This window comes from Arsenicicoccus cauae (assembly GCF_009707125.1).
Classification (GTDB): Bacteria; Actinomycetota; Actinomycetes; order Actinomycetales; family Dermatophilaceae; genus Arsenicicoccus; species Arsenicicoccus cauae.
The window spans coordinates 38,020-59,738 of record NZ_WLVL01000048.1 but is presented as its reverse complement, the minus strand read 5'-3'; the positions used below and the strand labels follow the sequence as shown (position 1 = coordinate 59,738).

General features: G+C 73.4%; 23 protein-coding genes. 5 read left to right on the top strand and 18 right to left on the bottom strand.

Features of this window, described 5'->3' with window-relative positions; all coding sequences use genetic code 11:
• Together GGG17_RS14970 and GGG17_RS14965 are read left to right on the top strand one after the other, a co-directional pair.
• A partial coding sequence (locus GGG17_RS14970; protein ID WP_154594497.1) for a transglycosylase SLT domain-containing protein occupies nt 1–631 on the top strand: 631 nt, incomplete at its 5' end.
• A gap of 24 nt (nt 632–655) precedes the next feature.
• Nucleotides 656–1,300, top strand: a complete 645-nt coding sequence (locus GGG17_RS14965; protein WP_154594496.1) for an SRPBCC family protein — start codon at nt 656–658, stop codon at nt 1,298–1,300.
• A gap of 24 nt (nt 1,301–1,324) precedes the next feature.
• On the opposite strand, the gene GGG17_RS14960 is transcribed toward GGG17_RS14965, so the two are convergent.
• Together GGG17_RS14960 and GGG17_RS14955 are read right to left on the bottom strand one after the other, a co-directional pair.
• Nucleotides 1,325–2,587, bottom strand: a complete 1,263-nt coding sequence (locus GGG17_RS14960; protein ID WP_154594495.1) for an Nramp family divalent metal transporter — start codon at nt 2,585–2,587, stop codon at nt 1,325–1,327.
• Between the two features lie 119 nt (nt 2,588–2,706).
• Entirely contained in the window at nt 2,707–3,465 is a 759-nt protein-coding gene (locus GGG17_RS14955; RefSeq protein WP_154594494.1) for an SDR family NAD(P)-dependent oxidoreductase, read from the bottom strand.
• A gap of 234 nt (nt 3,466–3,699) precedes the next feature.
• On the opposite strand from GGG17_RS14955, the gene menE reads away from it, so the two are divergent.
• Nucleotides 3,700–4,848, top strand: a complete 1,149-nt coding sequence (gene menE / locus GGG17_RS14950) for an o-succinylbenzoate--CoA ligase (RefSeq protein WP_154594512.1) — start codon at nt 3,700–3,702, stop codon at nt 4,846–4,848.
• A gap of 10 nt (nt 4,849–4,858) precedes the next feature.
• Here menE and GGG17_RS17000 read toward each other — a convergent pair whose 3' ends face one another.
• Nucleotides 4,859–4,984 (bottom strand): hypothetical protein, encoded by a 126-nt coding sequence (locus GGG17_RS17000; protein ID WP_283809825.1) that lies wholly within the window; start codon nt 4,982–4,984, stop codon nt 4,859–4,861.
• 33 nt (nt 4,985–5,017) lie between these two features.
• Between GGG17_RS17000 and GGG17_RS14945 the strand changes: the two genes are divergently transcribed.
• A complete protein-coding gene (locus tag GGG17_RS14945) occupies nt 5,018–5,893 on the top strand; it encodes a 1,4-dihydroxy-2-naphthoate polyprenyltransferase (RefSeq protein WP_154594493.1) in 876 nt (291 codons plus the stop codon).
• A 169-nt stretch (nt 5,894–6,062) separates the two neighbouring features.
• On the opposite strand, the gene GGG17_RS14940 is transcribed toward GGG17_RS14945, so the two are convergent.
• From GGG17_RS14940 to GGG17_RS16710, 15 genes are all read right to left on the bottom strand, one after another.
• Nucleotides 6,063–7,547: a protein adenylyltransferase SelO gene (locus tag GGG17_RS14940; protein WP_154594492.1), complete on the bottom strand. Its 1,485-nt coding sequence runs from the start codon at nt 7,545–7,547 to the stop codon at nt 6,063–6,065.
• A gap of 1 nt (nt 7,548) precedes the next feature.
• Entirely contained in the window at nt 7,549–7,911 is a 363-nt protein-coding gene (locus tag GGG17_RS14935) for a DUF4229 domain-containing protein (RefSeq protein ID WP_154594491.1), read from the bottom strand.
• 7 nt (nt 7,912–7,918) lie between these two features.
• Nucleotides 7,919–8,944, bottom strand: a complete 1,026-nt coding sequence (ccsB, locus tag GGG17_RS14930) for a c-type cytochrome biogenesis protein CcsB (RefSeq protein WP_154594490.1) — start codon at nt 8,942–8,944, stop codon at nt 7,919–7,921.
• On the bottom strand, nt 8,941–10,653 hold the full coding sequence (resB, locus tag GGG17_RS14925) for a cytochrome c biogenesis protein ResB (protein WP_154594489.1): 1,713 nt from the start codon (nt 10,651–10,653) through the stop codon (nt 8,941–8,943). Before resB ends, ccsB begins: the two co-directional genes overlap by 4 nt.
• Nucleotides 10,653–11,417, bottom strand: coding sequence for a cytochrome c biogenesis CcdA family protein (locus GGG17_RS14920; RefSeq protein WP_311966735.1), 765 nt, complete (start codon nt 11,415–11,417; stop codon nt 10,653–10,655). The genes resB and GGG17_RS14920 overlap by 1 nt, the downstream gene beginning before the upstream one ends.
• Nucleotides 11,414–12,019 (bottom strand): TlpA family protein disulfide reductase, encoded by a 606-nt coding sequence (locus tag GGG17_RS14915; protein ID WP_154594488.1) that lies wholly within the window; start codon nt 12,017–12,019, stop codon nt 11,414–11,416. The genes GGG17_RS14920 and GGG17_RS14915 overlap by 4 nt, the downstream gene beginning before the upstream one ends.
• Nucleotides 12,016–12,675 carry a histidine phosphatase family protein gene (locus GGG17_RS14910; RefSeq protein ID WP_446471670.1) on the bottom strand — a complete coding sequence of 220 codons (660 nt, stop codon included), beginning with the start codon at nt 12,673–12,675 and terminating at the stop codon, nt 12,016–12,018. Before GGG17_RS14910 ends, GGG17_RS14915 begins: the two co-directional genes overlap by 4 nt.
• Nucleotides 12,672–14,018 (bottom strand): glutamate-1-semialdehyde 2,1-aminomutase, encoded by a 1,347-nt coding sequence (gene hemL, locus GGG17_RS14905; RefSeq protein ID WP_154594487.1) that lies wholly within the window; start codon nt 14,016–14,018, stop codon nt 12,672–12,674. The genes GGG17_RS14910 and hemL overlap by 4 nt, the downstream gene beginning before the upstream one ends.
• A 79-nt stretch (nt 14,019–14,097) precedes the next feature.
• Nucleotides 14,098–14,595: a MarR family winged helix-turn-helix transcriptional regulator gene (locus GGG17_RS14900; protein ID WP_288799315.1), complete on the bottom strand. Its 498-nt coding sequence runs from the start codon at nt 14,593–14,595 to the stop codon at nt 14,098–14,100.
• A 60-nt stretch (nt 14,596–14,655) separates the two neighbouring features.
• Nucleotides 14,656–15,630 carry a porphobilinogen synthase gene (gene hemB / locus GGG17_RS14895; RefSeq protein ID WP_154594485.1) on the bottom strand — a complete coding sequence of 325 codons (975 nt, stop codon included), beginning with the start codon at nt 15,628–15,630 and terminating at the stop codon, nt 14,656–14,658.
• A 77-nt stretch (nt 15,631–15,707) separates the two neighbouring features.
• Nucleotides 15,708–17,405, bottom strand: coding sequence for a bifunctional uroporphyrinogen-III C-methyltransferase/uroporphyrinogen-III synthase (locus GGG17_RS14890; protein WP_154594484.1), 1,698 nt, complete (start codon nt 17,403–17,405; stop codon nt 15,708–15,710).
• A 12-nt stretch (nt 17,406–17,417) separates the two neighbouring features.
• On the bottom strand, nt 17,418–18,404 hold the full coding sequence (hemC, locus tag GGG17_RS14885) for a hydroxymethylbilane synthase (protein WP_154594483.1): 987 nt from the start codon (nt 18,402–18,404) through the stop codon (nt 17,418–17,420).
• On the bottom strand, nt 18,397–19,725 hold the full coding sequence (locus GGG17_RS14880; protein ID WP_311966734.1) for a glutamyl-tRNA reductase: 1,329 nt from the start codon (nt 19,723–19,725) through the stop codon (nt 18,397–18,399). Before GGG17_RS14880 ends, hemC begins: the two co-directional genes overlap by 8 nt.
• Nucleotides 19,722–20,396, bottom strand: a complete 675-nt coding sequence (locus GGG17_RS14875) for a redox-sensing transcriptional repressor Rex (RefSeq protein ID WP_311966733.1) — start codon at nt 20,394–20,396, stop codon at nt 19,722–19,724. Before GGG17_RS14875 ends, GGG17_RS14880 begins: the two co-directional genes overlap by 4 nt.
• 100 nt (nt 20,397–20,496) lie before the next feature.
• Complete coding sequence (locus GGG17_RS16710) at nt 20,497–20,748, bottom strand: glutaredoxin family protein (protein ID WP_288797574.1); 252 nt, start codon at nt 20,746–20,748, stop codon at nt 20,497–20,499.
• A 178-nt stretch (nt 20,749–20,926) separates the two neighbouring features.
• Between GGG17_RS16710 and GGG17_RS14865 the strand changes: the two genes are divergently transcribed.
• Nucleotides 20,927–21,634 (top strand): sigma-70 family RNA polymerase sigma factor, encoded by a 708-nt coding sequence (locus GGG17_RS14865; protein ID WP_311966732.1) that lies wholly within the window; start codon nt 20,927–20,929, stop codon nt 21,632–21,634.
• Nucleotides 21,635–21,719: the final 85 nt, after the last annotated feature.

Genomic DNA, 21,719 nt, shown 5'->3' with positions numbered 1-21,719 from the left:
CGCGATCGCCGGCCCGGCGGTGCGGGCGCAGGACGCCACGGCCGCCGCCCACGCGCGCTGGACCGACGCCGAGAGCGCCCTCGCCGACGCGGTCGTCGCCCAGCAGCGTGCCGTCGACGCCCTGGCCGCCGCCCAGACGCGCGCGAGCGGGCTCGCCGACGCCGACACCAGGCGAGTCGTCGCCGACGGGTCCTTCGTGGCCCTGGCCGACGGCCAGGTGGTGCGCACCGTCCGTCCGGGCACCGCGGTCGTCGGCAACGGGCACACCGTCACGCCGCAGATCAGCCGTCAGATCGGCGAGGCCCTCGGCCTGCTCTACGCCGCCGGATTACCCCGGGGCGAGCAGGACGCGGAGAACCTCGCGATCATCATCTACAACGAGTCCGGCGGGGACGTGGGCGTGGTCAACACCTACGACCGCAACGCCGCCGCCGGCACGCCGTCCTTCGGGCTGATGCAGACGATCGGGCCGACCTTCGACGCGTTCGCGCTGCCCACGCGCACGGACCGCCGCGACCCCGTCGCCCAGATCATGGCCGGCGCCCGCTACGCGCAGGCGACATACGGCGGGCTAGCCGGGGTCCCCGGCGTCAAGAGCCTCCGTGGCGGCGGACCCTACCTCCCCTACTGACGCCTCCCGACCTACCCTGGTCGCATGGCACTGGGTGATCGACTCAAGGACAACCTCGTGGGCGCGGCGCGCATGGCCGCTCACCTCGCCACGGGTCCGCTGCACAGCCACGAGCGGCGCACCTGGGGCGCGACGCCCGACGAGGTCGAGGCGAGACTGCCCGGCGACGAGCTGATCGAGGACCACGACTGGCGGTCCACGCGGGCCGTCACCGTCTGGACGACGCCCGACCGGGTGTGGCCCTGGTTGGCGCAGATCGGTCGGGGGCGCGGCGGCTTCTACAGCCACCAGCTGCTCGAGCAGCTGGCCGGCTCGCTGGACGGCAACGTCGAGCAGATCCGTCCCGACCTGCAGGATCTGCACGTCGGCGACGAGGTGCGTCTGCACCCGCAGCTGCCCCCGCTGGTGGTCGCCGAGGTGGTGCCCGGGTCCACGCTGGTCCTCGTCGGCATCCCGCAGGCGGGCCCGCTCGCGCGGACGGTCTGGTCCTACCACCTCACGCCGCTCAGCCAGGGTCGCACGCGCCTGGTCGAGCGCAATGCCTATGCGCACGGCGAGGGGCTCACCGAGCGGCTGGCGGGCGGGCCCTACGTCATCGAGCCGGTGAGCTTCGTGATGAGCCGGGAGATGCTGCTCAACATCAAGCGGCTCGCCGAGCAGCCCTCCTAGCCGGACAGCCTTCCCAGCCCCGCCCTAGAGCTTCTGGATCGCCTTGACGATCTCGTTGGCCGCGAGCGCGACGAAGGCCACCGCGCACAGCACCATCAGCACGTTGGACCACGCCTTGTTGCGCCACTCGCGGGGCACGCGGTCGGTGTTGAGGATCCACATCAGCGTGATCGCGAGGAAGGGCATGAAGAAGGACCCGAGCACGCCGTACGCCAGGATCAGGTAGACCGGCTTGCCGAGGAACATCATCAGCATCGGCGGGAAGGTCAGCCACAGGATGTACCACCGGTAGTACTTGCCGCCGGTGCGCGTGTCGGGGTGGCCCGACGGCAGCCCCTTGAGGTTGCCGATGAAGTCCGCGAACATCAGTGACACGCCGTTCCACACGCCCACCAGCGAGGACATGGCCGCGCCGAAGAAGCCGACGAGGAAGACCTTGCCCGCGAAGGGGCCGTAGCGCTGGTCGAGCACGTCGGCGACCGAGAGCAGCCCCTTGTCGTCGCTGGCGATCTTCATGGAGTGCATGAGCTCGGCGCCGACGATCAGCGTGGCGAGGACGAAGATGCCGGTCACGACATACGCCACCGTGTTGTCGATGCGCATGACCTTCATGAATCGCGGGGTGTCCCACCCCTTCTCGCGCAGCCAGTAGCCGTAGGCCGCGAGGGTGATGGTGCCGCCGACGCCGCCCGCCAGGGAGAGGACGTTGACCAGGCCGCCGTCCGGGATCCACGGCTTGAGGCCGGCGAGGATGTCGAGCAGGTTGGGCAGCGTGATGATCGCCGCGCCCACCATCGCGACGAACATGATCCCGACGAAGGCCGCCATGACCTTCTCGAAGATCTCGAAGTGGTGGAACCACACGAGCGCCAGGCCGACGAGCCCGGAGATGATCCCCCACCAGGTGACGCTGAGCGCCGGGAAGAGGGCGTTGAGCGGCAGGCCGGTGCCCGCCATCGCCGCGGAGCCGTAGACGAAGCCCCAGATGACGATGTAGGGCGCGTAGTACCAGCTGGTCCAGCGTCCCAGCGAGCGCCATCCCTCGAACATCGTGCGCCCGGTCGCGAGGCTGTAGCGGCCCGCCCCCTCGACGAGGACGATCTTCATGATGCAGCCGACGACCACGCACCACAGCAGGCCGTAGCCGAACTTGCTGCCGGCGATCAAGGTGGCGACCAGGTCGGCCGCGCCCACGCCGGTGGCGGCCACGATCAGGCCCGGCCCGACGATCTTCCACCGCGGTGGGTTGGCGGCGTCGACGTCTCGGGCTGCGGTGTCACGGGTCATGCGCGGGAGTATGCCGGACCGCCCGACGCCTGGCGAGGCCCGCCCATCGGCGCGGAGGGCGCCGCTGATGCAGGGGTCAGCTGGTGCCGAGGGCGTGGGAGAGGCCGTGGAGGCCGGGGTCAGCCCTGACGGACGAGCTTGTGCGGCGCGGCCTGGGCCTGGGGCTTGATGACGAGACGGTCGATGTTGACGTGAGAGGGCCGGGTCGCGACATACGCGATCGCATCCGCGACGTCGGCGGCCACGAGCGGCTCGGCGACCCCCTCGTAGACCTTGTCGGCCGCCGCCTGGTCGCCGCCGAGGCGGACCAGCGAGAACTCCTCGGTGTGCACCAGGCCCGGGTCGATCTCGCAGACCCGGATGCCGTCCTCGACGGCCTCGAGCCGCAGCGTCTCGGCGATGACGGTCTCGGCGTGCTTGGCGGCGCAGTAGCCGGCCCCGCCCTCGTAGACGCCGAGGCCGGCGATCGAGGAGACGATGACGACCATGCCGCCCTTGACCTGGGTGAGGGCGGGCAGCAGGGCCTTGGTGACCTGCAGGGCGCCGATGACGTTGGAGTCGTACATCGCGCGCCACTTGTCGACCACGGCGTCGGCGATCCGCTCGGTGCCGAGCGCGCCGCCGGCGTTGTTGACGAGGACGTCGAGCCGGTCGCCGACCTCTTGCGCGAGGCGCGCCACGTCCTCCTCGCTGCTGACGTCGCAGGTCACGGCGCGGCCGTCGATCTCGCGGGCGAGCTGCTCGATCCGCTCGGTGCGCCGCGCGGCGCAGATCACCTCGAAGCCCTCCTGGGCCAGGCGGCGGGCGGTGGCCTCCCCGATGCCGCTGGAGGCTCCGGTGACGACGGCCAGGGGACGGGTGGTGATCGCGTCGGTCATGCCTGCCATCCTGCCCGGTGCTCGCTGGGGCCCGCACACCCGGCTCGTATGCCGTCCGCACCCGGATGCCGCCCTCCGCGACGTCCATTGGTCACCAATGAGCGGATTGATCGTTCATCCGTCCCCTGAAAACGTGATTGGTGACCAATGGCGGGGGCGCTCGACCTCATAGGTGTGGCGAGAACCTGCACACGGGGTTCGTCGGTGGCCCCCGTTATGGTCAGCCATATGACGATGATCCGCTGGCCCGCCTCGGCCTCCATGACGGAGGTGGTGCGCGACCTGGGGCCGCTCGAGGCCGCGCTCTCGGGGCGCGGGGCGGCGGTGTGCCCGGGGGGAGCCCCGCCGGGTCTGGGCGATACGACGCCGGAGGGCACCGCGATCGTCGTCGGCACCTCGGGCTCCACCGGGGCGCCCAAGCTGGCCGTCCTGACGGCCGCAGCCGTGCGTGCATCCGGCGAGGCCACGGCCGAGCACCTCGGCGGCCACGGGCAGTGGCTGCTCGCCCTGCCGCCGACGCACATCGCCGGCCTGCAGGTCCTCGCCCGCTCGCTGCTGGCCGGCCACTCCCCGGTCGCGCTCGACGACGGCCCTTTCACCCCGGAGGGGTTCGCCGCGGCGACCGAACGTCTCACCGGTGGCGTCCGGCACTACACCTCGCTCGTGCCGACCCAGCTGGGCCGGCTGCTCGCCTCACCTCTGGGCGTCGAGGCCGCGGCGAGGTACGACGGGATCCTTGTCGGCGGAGCCGCGCTGCCCACCACCGTGCACACGCAGGCGGTGGCCGCCGGGTTGCGCGTGGTCCGGACCTACGGCATGAGCGAGACCGCGGGCGGCTGCGTGTATGACGGACGGCCGCTGTCCTGCGCCCGCGTGCGGCTCGACCAGGGACGCATCGTGCTGGGCGGCGAGATGGTTGCCGATGGCTATCTCGGCGAGCCGGTGCTCACCGGCCAGCACTTCACGGTCGCGGACCGCACGCGGTGGTTCCGCACGGACGACCTCGGCGAGCTCGCCGACGATGGCACGCTCACCGTCCTCGGGCGTGCCGACGACGTGATCGTCACCGGTGGCCTCAAGGTCGCGCCGCGCGTCGTGGAGGACGCGATCCTGACGCACCTGCCGGCCCTTCGTGAGTGCGTCGTCGTCGGGGTCCCCGACACCGAGTGGGGGCAGGTCGTCGGGGCGCTGCTGGTCGGCGACGCCGTGCCCGACGTGGAGCGTCTGCGGGAGACGCTGCGCCCCCACCTCGCGCCTCATGCCCTGCCCCGCGTGGCGACCGGCGCGGACGGCATACCGCTGCGGGGCCCGGGCAAGCCGGATCGCGCAGCCGCACGCCACCTGCTCGAGGGTCACGGACGCGCGCGTTCACCGGCGGGGTGAGGTCAGCGGGTCACGGCTTGGACGTCGCCTGCGGGGCCGGGAGCTGGATGAGCGCGGACTGGTTGGGCGGCAGGACATACACCGTGTTGCCCTCCTTGCCGGCGATCGTGATGTCGATCGCGCGCGTGCCGTGCACAGCGCGATCTCTCGATCACGAGACAATGTGCCCATGGCCACCATCTCCCAGTGGATCCAGGGCGCTCGCCCGCGGACCCTGCCCGCCGCCCTCGCACCCGTCGCCGTCGGCACCGGATCGGCAGCCGGGCTCGGGCACTGGGACGCGGCGCTGGCCCTGCTCGCGCTGCTCGTCGCGCTCTTCCTGCAGGTCGGCGTCAACTACGCCAACGACTACAGCGACGGCATCCGCGGCACCGACGCCGACCGGGTCGGGCCCGTGCGGCTCGTCGGGGGCGGGCTGGCCACGCCGCTGCTGGTCAAGTACGCCGCCTTCACGTGCTTCGGCCTCGCGTGCCTCGCCGGGCTGGCCCTCATGGGGCTGTCCGGCGACACCTGGCTGCTCCTGATCGGGATCGCGGCGGTCCTCGCGGCCTGGTTCTACACCGGGGGCTCGCGCCCCTATGGCTACGCGGGACTGGGCGAGGTCTTCGTGTTCGTGTTCTTCGGCCTGGTGGCGGTGGTGTGCACGACCTACACCCAGGCCGAGCGGGTCGACGCCGGCACCTGGGCCGGGGCGGTCGGCATCGGCTCGATCATCACCGCCGTCCTGGTCGCCAACAACCTGCGCGACCTCGGCGGCGACGAGCTGGCGGGCAAGCGCACCCTGGCGGTGCGGCTGGGGGACCGCGGCACGCGCATCCTGTATGTCGTGCTCATGGTCGCCCCGGCGGTGTGCGCGGGCCTCGCCGCCTGGGCCGGTCACCGGTGGGCACTGCTCGGGCTCGTCGGGCTGCTGCCTGCGGCCATGCCCTGTCGCGACGTGCTGCGGGGGGCGACAGGCGCGGCGCTGGTCCGGGTGCTGTCGGCGACGGGCCTCGTGACCCTGACGTACGGCGTGCTGCTGGCCGCCGGCCTCTGGATCAGCTGACAGACCTACCGGGGGCAGGATCATCGACCTGGCGAACGAAGCCCGGCTGATGCCCTTACCGGGGGCGGGATCATCGACCTGGCGAACGAAGCCCGGCTGATGCCCCTACCGGGGGCGGGATCATCGACCTGGCGAACGAAGGCCGGTCGATGCCCCTACCGGGGGTAGGTCAGGTGCCGCAGTAGGTGATGTGGCGTGGCGCCCCCGCCGGCGCCGGACCGCGCAGGTCCTCGAGGCCGGGCCGGTCGGCATACGGGCTCGACACGGCGCCGAGCAGCCGCTCGAACGGCCCCAGGTCACCGGCGGTCGCGCGGGCCAGGGCCTCCTCGACCCGATGGTTGCGCGGCACGTAGACCGGGTTGACCGCGTCCATGCGCGCCGCGACGGCCGCCCGGTCCTGCGGCAGCAGCGCGTCGCGTCGCGCGACCCACGCGTGGAAGTCGGTGGCGTCGAGGAAGTGCCCGTCTGCCGTGCGCGCCGACAGGGCCCGGAAGAAGGAGGTCCAGTCGACGCCGTTCGTCTGCAGCAGCGCCAGGAGGTCGCGGACGAGCTCCCGCACGGTCTCGTCGACGCCGTCGCCCAGGGCCGACTCGTCAAGGCCGAGCTTGTCCGCCATGCCCTCGACGAACGCCTGGTCGTAGCGCTCGGCGAACTCGTGCAGCACCGCCGTCGCGGACTCCACCGCCCCGTCGGCGCCGTCACCGATCAGCGGGATCAGGGTCTCGCCGAGGCGCGCGAGGTTCCACTGAGCCGCTGCCGGCTGGTTGCCGAAGGCATAGCGCCCGCCCGAGTCGATCGAGCTGTAGACCGTCGCCGGGTCGTAGGCGTCGAGGAAGGCGCACGGACCGTAGTCGATGGTCTCGCCGGAGATGGTCATGTTGTCGGTGTTCATGACGCCGTGGACGAACCCGACGAGGGACCACTGTGCGACGAGCTCGGCCTGGGCGAGGGCCACCCGGCGGAACAGCTCGAGGTAGGGCTCGTCCGCCTCGGCCGCCGCCGGGTGGTGCCGGGCGATGGCGTAGTCCGCCAGGGACCGCAGCAGAGCCGGGTCGCCGCTGGCGGCGGCGTACTGGAAGGTGCCGACCCTCAGGTGGCTGGCGGCGACGCGGGCGAGGATCGCGCCCGGCAGCGGCGTCTCCCGCAGCACCGTCTCCCCCGTCGCCACCACCGCGAGAGCGCGCGTCGTGGGGATGCCGAGCGCGTGCATGGCGACGCTGACGAGGTGCTCGCGCAGCATGGGTCCGACCGCGGCCTTGCCGTCACCGCCCCGGGCGAAGGGCGTGCGGCCCGAGCCCTTGAGGTGCAGGTCGCGGCGCGTGCCGGAGGCGTCGACGAGCTCGCCCAGCAGCAGGGCCCGCCCGTCGCCGAGCCGTGGCGAGTAGCCGCCGAACTGATGGCCGGCGTAGGCCTGGGCGACGGTGGTCACGCCGTCCGGGACCTGCCCGGCGAGCAGCGCCACCCCGTCCGGCGAGCGCAGCCAGGCCGGGTCGAGGCCCAGCTCGCCGGCGAGCCCCTCGTCGAGGGCGAGCAGGCGTGGCGCGGGCACGGGGGCGGCCGACCAGGCGAGCGACAGGGCCGGCACCGCGCGGGCGTAGGTGTCCTCGAGCCGGAAGGGGAGGAAGGACGGGCGCCGCGGGGTGTCGGCGGACATGTCAGCGCCCGTCCCGCCGGTCGCCCCGGTCGTGCCGGTCGTCCCGGCGATCGGTCTGCGGCGGGCGGCCGTCCGACCCGGCCTCGGTGTGCCGGCCGATCTCGGCGTCCTCGACCTCCTCGTCGGTGATCCGGTGGGAGCCCGCCGCCTCGGCGCGGGCGGCTCGCTCGTCCACCCGGGAGGCGATGCGCGCGCTGAACTCCTCGCGGGGCCCGCGCAGGACGAACAGCGAGGCCACCATGGACAGCAGGCCCGCGAGGACGACCAGGGTCAGGCCCCGCAGCCCCACGAGCCACAGGACGATCAGGCAGCCGAGGAAGAGCATGATGCGCAGCAGGGAGTAGCGCAGGCCGGGCGAGCTCATCGCCAGATCACATCCCCGAGTAGGAGTGCATGCCGGACATGAACTTGTTGACCACGAAGGAGTTCATGACGATGCAGAGGAACCCGGCGATCGCGATCCAGGTGGCGGTGCGGACCCGCATCCCCGTCGTGGCGCGGGCGTGCAGGTAGGCCGCGTAGACCACCCAGATGATGAAGGACCAGACCTCCTTGGGGTCCCAGCCCCAGTAGCGACCCCAGGCCTTCTCGGCCCACACGGCGCCGGCGATCACCGTGAAGGTCCACAGCGGGAACGCCACGACGTGCAGGCCATAGGCCATACGGTCCAGCGCCCGCGAGGACGGCAGCGCCGCGAGCAGCGTCTGGCGCCACCCCGCGAGCCGCGACTCGGCCGCCTGGCGGCGCTCGCTCGACTCCTGCACGAGGTAGAGCGCGGAGAGCGCCGCGCCGATCGCGAAGATCGCCGTGGCGATGATCGCGATCGAGACGTGCACGACCAGCCAGTAGGACCGCAGCGAGGGCATCAGCTGCCCCGCCTCGGTGTAGACGCTGAGCGCCGGCCCGAGGATCAGCATCAGCAGGGCGGTGACGAAGACCCCGAGCCACCGCACGTCCCGGCGCAGGGACATCACGACGTAGACGACGCTGACGGCCGCCGCCGCCGTCAGGAGGTACTCGTAGAGGTTGCCCCAGGGGGCGCGCATGACGGACAGCGCCCGCATGACGACGGCCGCCACGAGGAGCAGGGACGCGAGCCGCGTCAGGGCCAGCCCGATCCCGGCGGCCGGACGGGGCACGGGCGCCTCGTCGACCCCCGCCGCGGTGGGGGCGTCGTGGCGGACCAGGGTGCCCGTGCCGCCGGAGGCGGCCGTCATACGGGCCTCGCCGGAGGCGGCCGTCGCAGGGGCCTCGCCGGAGGCGCTGGACCGGCCGGCGAGCGCGCGGCCGCGGGTGCCCGCCAGGTCGACGGCGAAGGCCAGGAACGCAAGGCCCAGCACGACGAGCGCGGAGTAGACCGCGAGGTTGGAGTAGCCCGCGAGGGCTTCGTTGGTCATCGTGCGTTCTCCTTCGTGGGCCGGGCGGGCGGGGTCAGCCCGAGCCGCTCGCACAGCTGCTCGGTGAGGTCGTCGACGGCCTCGCCCAGGCGGGGGTCGTCGTTCTTGGCGAGACCGGCCACCTCCAGCAGGGTACGTCCATCCCGCTCCCCGACCCGCACGAAGGCGCGACGACGTCGCACGACGAGCGAGAGCACCAGCCCCACGAGCACCAGCACCGCGCCGAGCAGCGCGACGGGCTTGCCCGGGTCGTAGCGCACCGACAGCCCCGCGAACCGCTGCACGCCCTCAAAGGTGACCGACCCACGCCCACCGGGCAGGGCACGGGTCTCGCCGGGGCGCAGCGCGATGCGGACGGGCAGGCCACTCTCGGTCGTCGGCTGCTTCATCGCCGAGGTGTCGAGGGTGTAGACCGACTGCGGGCGCCCGCCGGGGAACAGGTCGCCCTCCCACAGCTCCAGCAGCAGGCCGGGCGCCACGGGCGCGGGGAAGTCCGACTGCGGCATGGCGCGCAGGGCCTCGTCGGAGATGGTCGGCGCGAACAGCCCGAGGAAGCCGAGCTGCTTGCCGGCGGGCAGGGCCGCGACCTTGACCGCGCCGGTGGACGTGTAGTTGTTGTCCTGCGGACGAAAGACGGTGGCCTGCTTGTAGACCTGGCGCCCCTGCGCGTCCTTGACGGTGATCACCGGGGCGTAGCCGTTGCCGAGCAGGTAGACCGAGGACTGGCCGAAGCCGAGCGGCTCGTTGACCTCGAGCCGCTGCCGGCGCTCGGGGGCGCCGGGGGCGTCGCGGGTGGTCACGTCGGCCTCGAACGACCGCGGCTGCCCGAACTGCTTGCCCTTGAGCGTGGTCTCGAAGGCCACCCGCACCTGGTCGACGCGGACCGTGAACGGCGGCAGCGACTCCTCGTCCACCCACGGACCCTTGGTGAAGGTGTCGTGCTGGCTGGTCGTGTTGGCGAAGGTCTCCCCCTCGGGCACGATCGCGTCGACGCGCCAGCCGAGCAGGTGGCCGAGGGCCACGCCGACGATGACCACGAGCAGCGCGACGTGGAACACCAGGTTGCCCACCTCGCGCAGATAGCCGCGCTCTCCCGAGACCGAGCCGTATGCCGCCCGCCCCGCCGCACCCGGGGCCGCCGCCTCAGCGGCGCGGACCCGGTAGCGCCGGGACCGCAGCACCTCGCGGGCCGCCTCCAGGGCTCGCGCCGGCTCCACGTCGCCGAGCTCCACGACCCGGTGCTCCGGCATCCGGGCCAGTCGGCTCGGCGCCCTTGGTGGGGCGGCCCGCAGCTCGCGCCACAGGATCCGCAGGCGGGGCACGACGCAGCCGACGAGGGAGATGAACAGCAGCAGGTAGATCGCGGCGAACCACGGCGAGGCGTACACGTCGAACAGCCCGACGCGGTCCATCCAGGGCCCGAGGGTCTTGTGCCGCTCGAGGTAGCCGCGGGTCTTGACCGGGTCGATGTCGCGCTGGGGAAAGACCGAGCCCGGCACGGCGGCGAGAGCGAGCAGGAGCAGCAGCAGCAGGGCGGTGCGCATGCTGGTGAGCTGGCGCCAGGCCCAGCGCAGCCAGCCGAGCGGGCCGAGCCGGGGCTGGATGACGTGGGCTCCGTGGCCCGAGCCGTCACCGGTGCCGGCGCCTGCGCCGACGCCTGCGCCGCTTCGGGCGCCGGCGTCGCGGGAGCGGGAGGGGCTGCTCGGCATCACAGCACCGGGGTCCCGACGAGCTCGGTGAGCCGGGTCTGCACGCCGGACACGAGCGGCTGCCACAGCCCGAGGACCATGAGCAGACCGAGGACGAGGAGCAGCCCCGCGCCGCCGAGCTGCAGCGCCCGCTGGTGGCGGCGCAGCGCGGTCCAGGTGCCGGACAGACGGCCGTAGCCGCCCGCCAGCATCAGGAAGGGCAGGCCGAGGCCGAGACAGTAGGCGACCCCGAGCACGGCGCCGCGCGCGAGGGGCCCCGTGGCGGAGTCGTCGAGGGGGCTGCCCAGCGCCATGACGGCTCCGAGGGTGGGCCCGATGCACGGGGTCCAGCCGAGCGCGAAGGCCGCACCGAGGAGCGGGGCTCCCGCCATACCGGCCGCCGGTCGCCAGCCGACCTTGACCTGGCGCTGGGTCCCCATCCCGGCGAAGACGAGGGCGAGCAGGACCACCACGACGCCACCGACCCGCTCGAGCACGTCCCGGTGCTCGCGCAGCAGCGTGGACACGGAGGTGACGACCAGGACCACGAGGGGCACGAAGACCGCCGTGAAGCCGAGCACGAACAGCAGCGTCCCGGCGAGCATCCGCCCGGTGCGCCGGTCCTCGAGGCGGGTGTCGCCGAGCCCGGTGACATAGCCGAGGAAGCCCGGCACGAGCGGGAGCACGCAGGGCGACAGGAAGGACACGGCGCCGGCGAGCACGGCGACGCACGCCGCGAGCGGGAGGGTGCCCTCGGCGATCACGTCGGTCAGGCCGGCGATCACCCGGCTTCCTTGGCGACGTCGTCGACGAGGTCCTGGACGGTGCGCTCGGAGGTGATGGCCCCCAGCACCCGCGCCGCGATGCGCCCCTGCTTGTCGAGCACGAGCGTGGTCGGCGGCGACGGCGCCTTGCCCTGCAGCGCCAGCACGGTCTGCCCGTCGAAGGCCAGCGTGGGGTAGGGCACCTGGCGCCCGCGCGCGAAGTCGCGCGCGTTGTCGGAGGACTCCCGGCCCGCGTGCACCCCCATGAAGACCGCGTCCGGGTGCGCCTTGCGGACGGCGGCGTACAGGGCGTTCAGCCGCGGCTGCTCCTCGACGCACGGCGGGCACCAGGAGGCCCACAGGTTGAGCACGACCACGTGGCCGCGCTGCTGCTCCGCGGACCAGGGCTTCCCGTCGAGCGTCGTGCCCCGCAGCGTCACCGGCTCCTTGCGCTGGGCCGCCGTCAGTCGCTCGATGGTGCCGTCGCCGGACAGATAGCCCTTCTGGTCGCCGGAGCGGGCCTGGGCGTTGATGGAGCCTGCGTCGTCGGAGCAGCCGGCGAGCGGTATGCCGACCGCGGCCGCCGCGAGCGCGGCGCAGAGCATGCGTCGGACCTGCGTCATGCCCCCACCGTGGGCTCGGCGACCTGCAGCAGCGCGCCCGCCGGCTCGCTGTAGACGATCGAGGTGAGCCGGTCGCCGTCGTAGTGCAGGCTCGTCAGGCTGGCCAAGCTGCACTGGCGGCGGCGGGGGTCGTGCCACAGCGGACGGCCCTCGAGGTGGCGGCGCAGCGTCCACACGGGCAGCTGGTGGGAGACGAGCACGACCTCGCGACCGGGCGCGTGCTGCCGGGCGGCGTCGACGGCGGCCTCCATGCGGCGGGCGATGGCGCGGTAGGGCTCGCCCCAGGACGGGGTGAGGGGGTTGCGGACGAGCCACCAGTTGGCGGGTCGGCGCAGGGAGCCGGCACCGTGGCCGAAGCGCCGGCCCTCGAAGTGGTTGCCGGCCTCGATCAGCCGACTGTCCGTGAGGATCGGCGTGCGGAAGTGCTCGGCGACCGGCCGGGCCGTCTCCTGCGCCCGCTCGAGCGGGGAGGCGACGACGAGGGCGACGTCGTGGCCCTCGAGCGACTCGGCCACCCGGTCGGCCATCTGCCGGCCGAGGTCGGACAGGTGATAGTCGGGCAGGCGTCCGTAGAGGATCTTGGCGGGGTTGTGGACCTCGCCGTGACGCATGAGGTGGACGATCGTGCGGGGGGTCGCGGTCATGCTGGTCGTCACGCTCCGATCCTGGCATCCTCGGCTGAGGCCGCCCTGGCAGCGGCCGGCAGCGCCGCGAGGACCCGGTCGACGGCCGCGTCGTCGTGGGCGGCGCTGACGAACCAGCACTCGTAGGCGCTGGGCGGCAGGTGGACCCCCTGGCTGAGCATGCTGTGGAAGAAGCGTCCGAACGCGGCCGTGTCCTGGCCCTGCGCGTCGGCGTAGGACAGGACGGGACCCTCGCGGAAGAAGACGGAGAACATCGACCCGGCCCACTGGATCGTGTGCGCGACGCCGACCGCCGACAGCTCGGCCGTCACGCCGTCGGCAATGGCGTGGGCGGCCTGCTCGAGGCGCTCGTAGACCGCGGGCGTGCACCCCCGCAGCGTGGCCAGACCCGCAGCGGTCGCCACCGGGTTGCCCGAGAGCGTGCCTGCCTGGTAGACGGGGCCGCTGGGCGCGAGGTGCGCCATCACGTCACGGCGACCGCCGAAGGCCGCCGCCGGGAATCCCCCGCCCATGACCTTGCCGAAGGTGAACAGGTCGGGCGAGCCGTGGACGGTCGGGCCCTCCAGGCCGTACCACCCGGCCGCGGAGGCGCGGAAGCCGGTCATGACCTCGTCGCTGATCAGCAGCGCGCCGTGCTCGCGGGTGGTCCGGCGCAGCGCGGCGGTGAAGCCGGGCGCGGGCGGGACCATGCCCATGTTGCCGGGGGCGGCCTCGGTGATGACGGCGGCGACCTCGTCTCCGCGACGGGCGAAGGTCTCCTCCAGGGCCCGGACGTCGTTGTAGGGCAGCACGATCGTCTCGCCCGCCGAGCTGGCCGGGACGCCGGCGGAGTCGGGCAGGGCGAAGGTCGCGACGCCGCTGCCCGCGTGGGCCAGGAGCGCGTCGACGTGCCCGTGGTAGCACCCCGCGAACTTCACGACGACCGAGCGGCCCGTGAAGCCGCGTGCCAGCCGCAGCGCGCTCATCGTCGCCTCGGTGCCGCTCGACACGAGCCGCACCTGCTCGACCGGCTCGACGCGGTTGACGATCGCCTCGGCGAGCAGCACCTCGTTCTCGCTGGGCGTGCCATAGCTGAAGCCCCGCCGCGAGGCCTCGTGCACGGCCTCCAGGACGGTGGGGTGCTGGTGGCCGAGGATCATCGGTCCCCACGAGCACACCAGGTCGACATACTCCCGGCCGTCGACGTCGGTCAGGTAGGGACCGGTCGCGCTGGCCATGAACCGCGGCGTCCCCCCGACGGAGCGGAAGGCCCGCACCGGGGAGTTGACCCCGCCGGGGATCACGGCGCTCGCCCGCTCGAACCACGCCTCGGAGGCGGGGGCGGCATACGGGTATGACGGGGGCTGGCTGGTCATGGGGCTCAGTCTCTCAGCCCGGCCCGCCGCAGGGCGAACCCGTGCTGGTCGGTCGGCGCCGGTCGGGCATCGGTCGGCGTCAGTCGGCGCAGACCCGGGCGACCTCGGCCCGCTGCTGCTGCGAGGTGCCGTTGTCGTCCCGGACCCGGGTCATGGCATCGCCCAGGGCCTGGACGAGCTCGGGCGACAGGGCGTCCAGCCAGTGCCGACGCACGCTCTCCACGTGCACGGGGGCCATCTCGACGACGGCCTCGAGACCGGCCTCGGTGAGGACGAGCTCGACGCCGCGCCCGTCGCCGGGGACGGGGTGCCGCTGCACCCAGCCGCGGCGCTCCAGGCGGTTGGCGGTGTGGGTGAGCCGCGACCGGGACTGGACCACGAGGGCGGCCAGCTCGGACATCCGCTCCCGGCGGCCGGGCTGCTCGGAGAGCATGGAGAGGATCTCGTACTCCGGGAGGGAGACGCCGTGGGCCTGCAGGTCACGGTCGAGGGCGACCTCCAGCAGGCGCTGCCCACGCAGGTAGGCACGCCACGACACCTGCTCCGTCGGGCTCAACCACCGCACGTCGTCCGTCACGAGACCCTCGCTCCCCTGGGTGCCGGCATTCGGGGCACCGCGAAGCAACCAGGGTAACGACTAGGACAACCAGCGTGCCGCCGCGGCCGCGTAGTAGGTCAGGATCTGCTCGGCCCCGGCCCGGTGGATGCTCGTGAGGGCCTCGAGCGCGACCCGGTCGCGGTCGATCCACCCGTGCGCCGCGGCGGCCTCGATCTGGGCGTACTCCCCCGACACCTGGTAGGCCGAGACCGGCACCGTGGCCTCGGCCGCGACCGCGGCCAGGACGTCGAGGTAGGGCAGGGCAGGCTTGACCATGACGATGTCGGCGCCCTCGTCCAGGTCGAGGCGCAGCTCGCGCAGCGACTCCGTGAAGTTGGCCGGGTCCTGCTGGTAGGTGGCGCGGTCCCCCTGCAGGGAGCTGGACACGGCCTCGCGGAAGGGGCCGTAGAACCCGGAGGCGTACTTGGCGGCGTAGGCGAGGACGATCGTGTCGAGGTGTCCGGCCTGGTCCAGCGCGCGGCGGACGTGGCCCACCTGGCCGTCCATCATCCCCGAGAGCCCGAGGACGGTGGCGCCGGCCTCGGCCTGGGCCAGGGCCATCTCGGCGTAGCGCTCCAGGGTGGCGTCGTTGTCCACGCCGCCGCGGGCGTCCAGGACCCCGCAGTGACCGTGGTCGGTGAACTCGTCGAGGCACAGGTCACCCATGACCACCAGCTCGTCCCCCACCGTGTCGGCCAAGCGCCGCAGGGCGACGTTGAGGATGCCGTCCGTGTCGGTCGCGCCGCTGCCCACGGCGTCCTTGCTGGTGGGAACGCCGAAGACCATGATCCCGCCGACCCCGGCCGCGACGGCCTCGCGGGCGGCCTGCTCGAGGGAGTCGAGCGAGTGCTGCACCACGCCGGGCATGCTGCCGATCGGGGTGGGCTCGCTCGCCTCCTCCTTGACGAAGACCGGCAGGATCAGCTGCGCCGGGTGAAGGCGGGTCTGGGCCACGAGCCGACGGACGGCGGGGCTCTGGCGCAGGCGGCGGGGGCGGTGCAGCGGGTAGCTCAAGGGTCCTCCGGGACAGGCGGGTCGAGAGACGGGTCGGGGGGCGGGTCCAGCGGTATGCCGAGCGCCCGGGTGGCGGGCTAGCTGCGGCGGCGGCGGCGCCGGCTGGGCAGCACGACGGGGTCGCCGGCGTCGTAGGACGCCCGGGCGAGGGCGTGGCCGTGCTCCGCCAGGGCGTCGACGAGGGCGTCGGCGCTGGCCTCGGGCGCGAGGACGTCGACCCGCAGGCCGTGCTCCTCGGCGGTGCGGGCGGTCGCGGGGCCGATGCAGGCCACGACGGTGGCCCGGTGGGGCTTGCCGGCGATGCCCACGAGGTTGCGGACGGTCGAGCTCGAGGTGAACAGCACGGCGTCGAACTGGCCGGTCTTGATGGCCTCGCGGACCTCGGCCGGCGGCGGGGAGGCCCGCACGGTGCGGTAGGCCGTGACGTCCTCGACCTCCCAGCCCATCTCCTGCAGCCCGGCGACCAGGGTGTCGGTGGCGATGTCGGCCCGCGGCAGGAAGACGCGGTTGATCGGGTCGAGGAGCGCGTCGTAGGGGGGCCACTCCTCGAGCAGCCCCGCGGCCGACTGCTCGCCGCTGGGCACGAGGTCCGGCACGAGGCCCCAGTCGCGCAGCGCCGCCGCCGTGGTGCCGCCGACGGCCGCGATGCGCAGCCCCGCGAAGGATCGGGTGTCCAGGCCGTACTCCGTGAACTTCTCGCGCACGGCGCGCACCGCGTTGACCGAGGTGAAGCCGATCCACTCGTAGCGCCCGGTCACGAGGCCGGTGATCGCCTTGTCCATCTGCTGCGGCGTGCGGGGCGGCTCGATGCCGATGGTAGGGACCACGGTGGCCGTCGCGCCGTAGCCGGCGAGCCGGTCGACGACGCCGGTCGCCTGCTCCTTGGTGCGGGGGACAAGGACGTTCCACCCGATCAGCGGGCGCGTCTCGAACCAGCTGATCGCGGCGCGCAGCTCCACGGTGCGCCCGACGACGGCCAGCAGCTCCTGGTCCTCGTCGGCGTGGTCCAGGATGTGGGCCGCGTCGCCCAGCGTGGTCGCGCTCGTGTGCTGGTGCGCCGTCGTGCCGTGGTCGGTGAGCGCGACGGGCGTCTCGGGGTCCCGCCCGGCGTCCAGGAGGTTGCTCAGCTGCTCGACCAGCCGCCCGGGGGTCGCAGCCATGACGACGGTGACGTCGTCCGCCGCGGACGCCTCGAGGTCGAGCTGCAGTGCGGCGTCGCACAGGTGCAGCCGCGGCGAGTCCGGGGAGGTGAGGGGTATCCCGGCATACAGCGGGACGGCCAGGAGGCTGGAGACGCCCGGCACGACCTCGTAGGGGACGTCGGCCTCGGCCAGGGCGCGGCACTCGGCCTCCAGCCCGGTGAAGACCCCCGGGTCGCCGCTCATGAGCCGCACCACGAGGCCCGTGCCGCCCAGACGGTGGACGGCGTCGAGCAGTCGCTGCAACGGCAACGAGCCCTTGGCGTCGGGGGACGGCAGCACGTCCGGCAGCTGGGCCGCCTGACCCACCGGGGCGACGGGACCGGCAGGCACGAGGGGCACCACCTCCACGTCCTCGCGGCAGTGGCGGCGCACCACCTCGGCGCCGTCGGGCCGGTCCATCAGGACGATGCGGGCCTGGGCCAGCAGCTCGGCCGCGCGCAGGGTCAGCAGGCCCGGATCTCCGGGTCCCGCCCCCACGAAGGCGACGCGTGCACCTCGTCCCGCCGCTGCCCGCGGCGCGGGCACGGTGCTGTGCCGTCCGCTGGTCCTGCCGGTGCTGGGGGCCTTGCGCATCGTCGGGTGCTCCTACGCCGGGTGGTCGGTGCTCTGGTGGGCAGTCTGGCCCACCCCGCCCGGGCTGCCAAGTCCGCTGCCCACCCCGGCGAGCTCGGCGGCGCCGTCCTCGAGCAACAGGTCGGCCAGCCGGTGACCCAGGTCACGGGGATCGGTCCACGAGCCGGTCAGCGACCGTCGCAGACCGTCGGACCCGTCGGCGCTGCCGACGAACGCGCGCAGGGACAGCTCCAGCCCGTCCTCGGACTCGACCACCTCCGCGAGGGCACCGACCGGCGCCGTGCACCCCGCCTCCAGTCGGGCGAGCAGGCCCCGCTCGGCCTCGACGCAGGCCCGCGTCTCGGCGTCCTCGACCCGGGCGAAGACCTCCCGCAGCGGGTGGTCCTCGCGGCACTCGAGTGCCAGCGCCCCCTGCCCCGCCGCCGGGAGCACCTGGACGGGGTCGAGCGCCTCGGTCACCACGTCGCGCAGCCCGAGCCGGGACAGGCCCGCCATCGCGAGGACCACGGCGTCGCAGCGCCCGTCGCGCACGTGCTGCAACCGGGTATCGACGTTGCCGCGGATCGGCACCAGCTCGACGCCGAGCCCGAGGGCGGCGATCTGCGCGGCGCGACGAGGCGACCCCGTGCCCACGACCGCACCGGCCGGCAGCTCGCCGAGCGTCAGACCGTCGCGGGCGCACAGGGCGTCGCGCGGGTCCTCCCGGCGCGGCACGGCCGCGATAACCAGGCCCGGCTCGGGGGCGGAGGGCAGGTCCTTCAGCGAGTGAACCGCGCAGTCGACCCGGCCGTCCAGCAACGCCTCGCGGATCGCGGAGGCGAACACGCCCGTGCCGCCGATCATGGTCAGCGGCGCCGCGCTCACGTCGCCCTGCGTCGTGATCTCGACGAGCTCGACCTGCAGCCCCAGCTCGCGCAGGCGCTCGGCCACCCAGCCAGACTGCGTGGTGGCAAGGGCGCTGCGGCGGGTGCCGAGGCGGACTACGTGCTGCTCAGGCATCCTGGTGACCGATCTCCACGGGGGGCTCGACGTTGGCGGCCGACACGGCGGCCACGGTGTGCGGGTCCAGGTCGAAGAGCCGGTGCAACGCCTCGGCGTAGCTGCCGGTGACGTCCTTGTCGGCCATCTCCTTCACCCTGACCGTCGGCGTGTGCAGGATCTTTTCGACCACGCGGTGCACGGTCAGCGCGACCTGCTTGCGCGTCGCCTCGTCCATCTCGGGCGTGCGGGTGTCGAGGCGCTCCAGCTCGGCGTCGACGACCGCCCGGGCACGGGAGCGCAGGGCGGTCAGCGTCGGTGCCACCGCCTGGACGCGACGCGCCGCCAGGTACGCCGCGACCTCCTCGACCACCAGGTCACGCACCTGCTGGACCTGCGCGGGGACCATCCCGTCCCGGGCCATGATCTCGCCGAGCCGCGACAGCCCCACCACCTGCACGCCCTCGACCTCACCCACAGACGGGTCCACGTCGAGGGGCAGGGCCAGGTCGACATAGGCCTGGGGGCGGTGGTGGCGCGCGGCGGCGACCTGCTCGGCGAGGTCCCGCCCGACGATGCGGCCGGACGCACCGGTGCAGGTGACGACGACGTCCGCGGAGACGAGCGCCGCGACACGCTCCTCCCACGCGACGGTGCGCGCGGCATACGCGCGGGCCAGGTGCTCGGCCTTGGCCTGGGTGCGGTTGGCGATGATCACCTCGGCGGCCCCGGACCGGGTGAGCGTGGCGACGGACAGGGCGCTCATGGCCCCGGCGCCGATGACGAGGACGGAGCGCTCGGTGAGCGGCCCCACGTGCCGCTCGGCCTCCTCCAGGCCGGCGCTCACGAGGGACAGCGACACGTCGTCGAGCTCGGTCTCGGTGTGGGCGCGCTTGCCGACCCGCAGGGCGCGCTGGAACAACGCGTTGAGCTCCGGGCCGACCTCGTCGCACGACTGGGCGGTGCGCAGGGACGAGCGCAGCTGCCCGAGGATCTGGCTCTCGCCGATCGCCATGGAGTCCAGCCCGCAGGCCACCGAGAACGCGTGCGACACGGCCCGGTCCTCGTGGTGGACGTAGAGGTGGTCGCGCAGCACCGGCGCGTCGACCTCGGTCACGTCGGCCAGCGCCTGGCTGATCTCCCCCACACCACCGTGGAAGGTGACCACGTCGGCGTAGACCTCGGTGCGGTTGCAGGTCGTCACGACGAGCACCTCGCGCAGCTGCTGGCTGGTCGCGAGGACGGAGCGCAGGGTCCGGGCCCGGTCCTCGCCGAGCGTCGTGCGCTCGAGCAGGTCGATGGGGGCGCTGCGGTGGGACAGGCCGATGACGAGCAGGGTCACGCGGGGGCACCTCCGAGGGCCGACGCGGGGGAGATCCGCGAACGGTAGGCGAGCAGGCGGAGCTCGGACGACAGGTCGACGGCCCGCACGTCGGTGGTCGGCGGGACCTGCAGGGTCGTGGGGGCGAAGTTGAGGATGGCGCGCACGTCCGCGGCCACGAGCAGCTCCGCCACCTGCTGGGCCGCCGAGGCCGGGGTCGCCACCACGCCGATGACCCGCGAGCCGTGCTCGCAGACCGCCTCGGTCAGGGACGCCACGTCCTGGACGGGCAGGCCGAGCACCGAGCTGCCCACCACCTGCGGGTCGTGGTCGAACAGGCCCACCACCTCGAAGCCGTCCCCGTCGAACCCTCCGTGCGAGGCCAGCGCCTGGCCGAGCCGGCCCATGCCCACGATGACGACGGGTCGCACCTCGTGACGCCCGAGGACGCTCACCAGCTGGTCGGTCAGGACCGCCGTGTCGTAGCCCACGCCCCGCACGCCGAGCGAGCCGATCTGGGACAGGTCCTTGCGCAGCATGGCCGAGCTGACGTGGGCAGAGGCGGCGAGCTCCTCGGAGGACACGCTGGCCACCCCCCGGGCAGCGAGCGCGGCCACCGCCTCGAGATAGAGGGGCAGCCGCAGCACGGTGGCGTCGGACAGCTCACGACGCTCGGCGACCTCGACCTTCACAGCCCCTGGGGCTCCCTTCTGCCCGCCCCGTCCGGCGGGTAGGCACCACGCTCCAGGGTATGCCCCGGCCTGGCGGGCACCCAAAAGGACGGTGCGGCCGTCACCCGAGCGCCCGCCGCAGACGCGTCGGGTCGACCCTCCAGTAGTCGTGCTGGCGTCCGTCGACGAAGACGACGGGGATCTGCTCGGCGTAGCGCTCCCGCAGCTCGGGGTCGTCGTCGATGGAGTACTCCGCGACGCTCGCCCCCAGCTCGCCGGCGACCCCCTGGATCGTGGCGCGGGCGAGGTCGCACAGGTGGCACCCGGGACGCCCGAGCAGGACGACGCGGGCACTGGTCAGGTCGGTGTGCACCCTGCCGACTGTACGGCGAGCGGGCCCGCCGCACGACGTCGCCGGCGCGTGAACCTTGGCACGTTCCGGCCTGCCGGGCTCGTCCAGGGCAGTGGCCTTGTGCTGCAATGGGAGTCGCTCGCGCCCAGGAGGACCTATCAAGACCATCGCGACGACGCGGCCACGTGACACTCTCCGAGTGACCACGCGGCGCCTCTCGTTCCTCGGCGCCCACCCGCTCGCGGGGGGCGCCATGTGCACGTCCGTCACCGTCGACCTGAGCCTGTTGTGGATGGCGCTGTCCGGCCCTCCCGGTGCCGGGTCCTCCCCCGGCCGGTCGAGCACGCCGGACCCCGACGAGCTGGAGCGGGTGCGCGCCCTCGTCGCCCTGGCGCAGGGCGGGGACCAGGACGCCTTCGGGCAGCTCTACCAGCGCTACGTCGAGGTGGTCTACCGCTACATCTACGTGCGGGTCGGGTCCGTCCACACCGCGCAGGACCTGACGAGCGAGACCTTCATCAAGGCGCTGCGCAACCTCTCGGGCTTCACCTGGCAGGGCAAGGACATCGCGGCGTGGTTCGTCACGATCGCCCGCAACGTGGTCAACGACCACACCAAGTCCTCGCGCTTCCGCCTCGAGGTGACCACCGAGGACATGCGCGACGCCGACACCGAGGTCGAGGCGCCCGAGGGCGAGGTGCTGGAGCGCATGCGCGACGAGCGCCTGCTCAAGGCCGTCGCCCAGCTGCGCCCGGAGCAGGCGGAGTGCGTGACGCTGCGCTTCATCCAGGGGATGTCACTCGCGGAGACCGCCGAGGTCATGGGCAAGAAGGACAATGCCGTCAAGCAGCTGCAGCTGCGGGCCGTGCGGGCCCTGCAGCGAGCGCTGGAGGGCGAGGAGCTGTGACGGTTCCCATAACCTTCGGGTCCGTCGCTCGTTGAGCATGGAGGACCACCACACCCATCGGCTCGGCACCACGCCGCGACCGACG

Coding starts and splice junctions, on each gene's coding strand:
- GGG17_RS14965 (WP_154594496.1), top strand. CDS start 656: ATGGCACTGGGTGATCGACTCAAGGACAACCTCGTGGGCGCGGCGCGC.
- GGG17_RS14960 (WP_154594495.1), bottom strand. CDS start 2,587: ATGACCCGTGACACCGCAGCCCGAGACGTCGACGCCGCCAACCCACCG.
- GGG17_RS14955 (WP_154594494.1), bottom strand. CDS start 3,465: ATGACCGACGCGATCACCACCCGTCCCCTGGCCGTCGTCACCGGAGCC.
- menE (WP_154594512.1), top strand. CDS start 3,700: ATGATCCGCTGGCCCGCCTCGGCCTCCATGACGGAGGTGGTGCGCGAC.
- GGG17_RS14945 (WP_154594493.1), top strand. CDS start 5,018: ATGGCCACCATCTCCCAGTGGATCCAGGGCGCTCGCCCGCGGACCCTG.
- GGG17_RS14940 (WP_154594492.1), bottom strand. CDS start 7,547: ATGTCCGCCGACACCCCGCGGCGCCCGTCCTTCCTCCCCTTCCGGCTC.
- GGG17_RS14935 (WP_154594491.1), bottom strand. CDS start 7,911: ATGAGCTCGCCCGGCCTGCGCTACTCCCTGCTGCGCATCATGCTCTTC.
- ccsB (WP_154594490.1), bottom strand. CDS start 8,944: ATGACCAACGAAGCCCTCGCGGGCTACTCCAACCTCGCGGTCTACTCC.
- resB (WP_154594489.1), bottom strand. CDS start 10,653: ATGCCGAGCAGCCCCTCCCGCTCCCGCGACGCCGGCGCCCGAAGCGGC.
- GGG17_RS14915 (WP_154594488.1), bottom strand. CDS start 12,019: ATGACGCAGGTCCGACGCATGCTCTGCGCCGCGCTCGCGGCGGCCGCG.
- hemL (WP_154594487.1), bottom strand. CDS start 14,018: ATGACCAGCCAGCCCCCGTCATACCCGTATGCCGCCCCCGCCTCCGAG.
- GGG17_RS14890 (WP_154594484.1), bottom strand. CDS start 17,405: ATGCGCAAGGCCCCCAGCACCGGCAGGACCAGCGGACGGCACAGCACC.
- hemC (WP_154594483.1), bottom strand. CDS start 18,404: ATGCCTGAGCAGCACGTAGTCCGCCTCGGCACCCGCCGCAGCGCCCTT.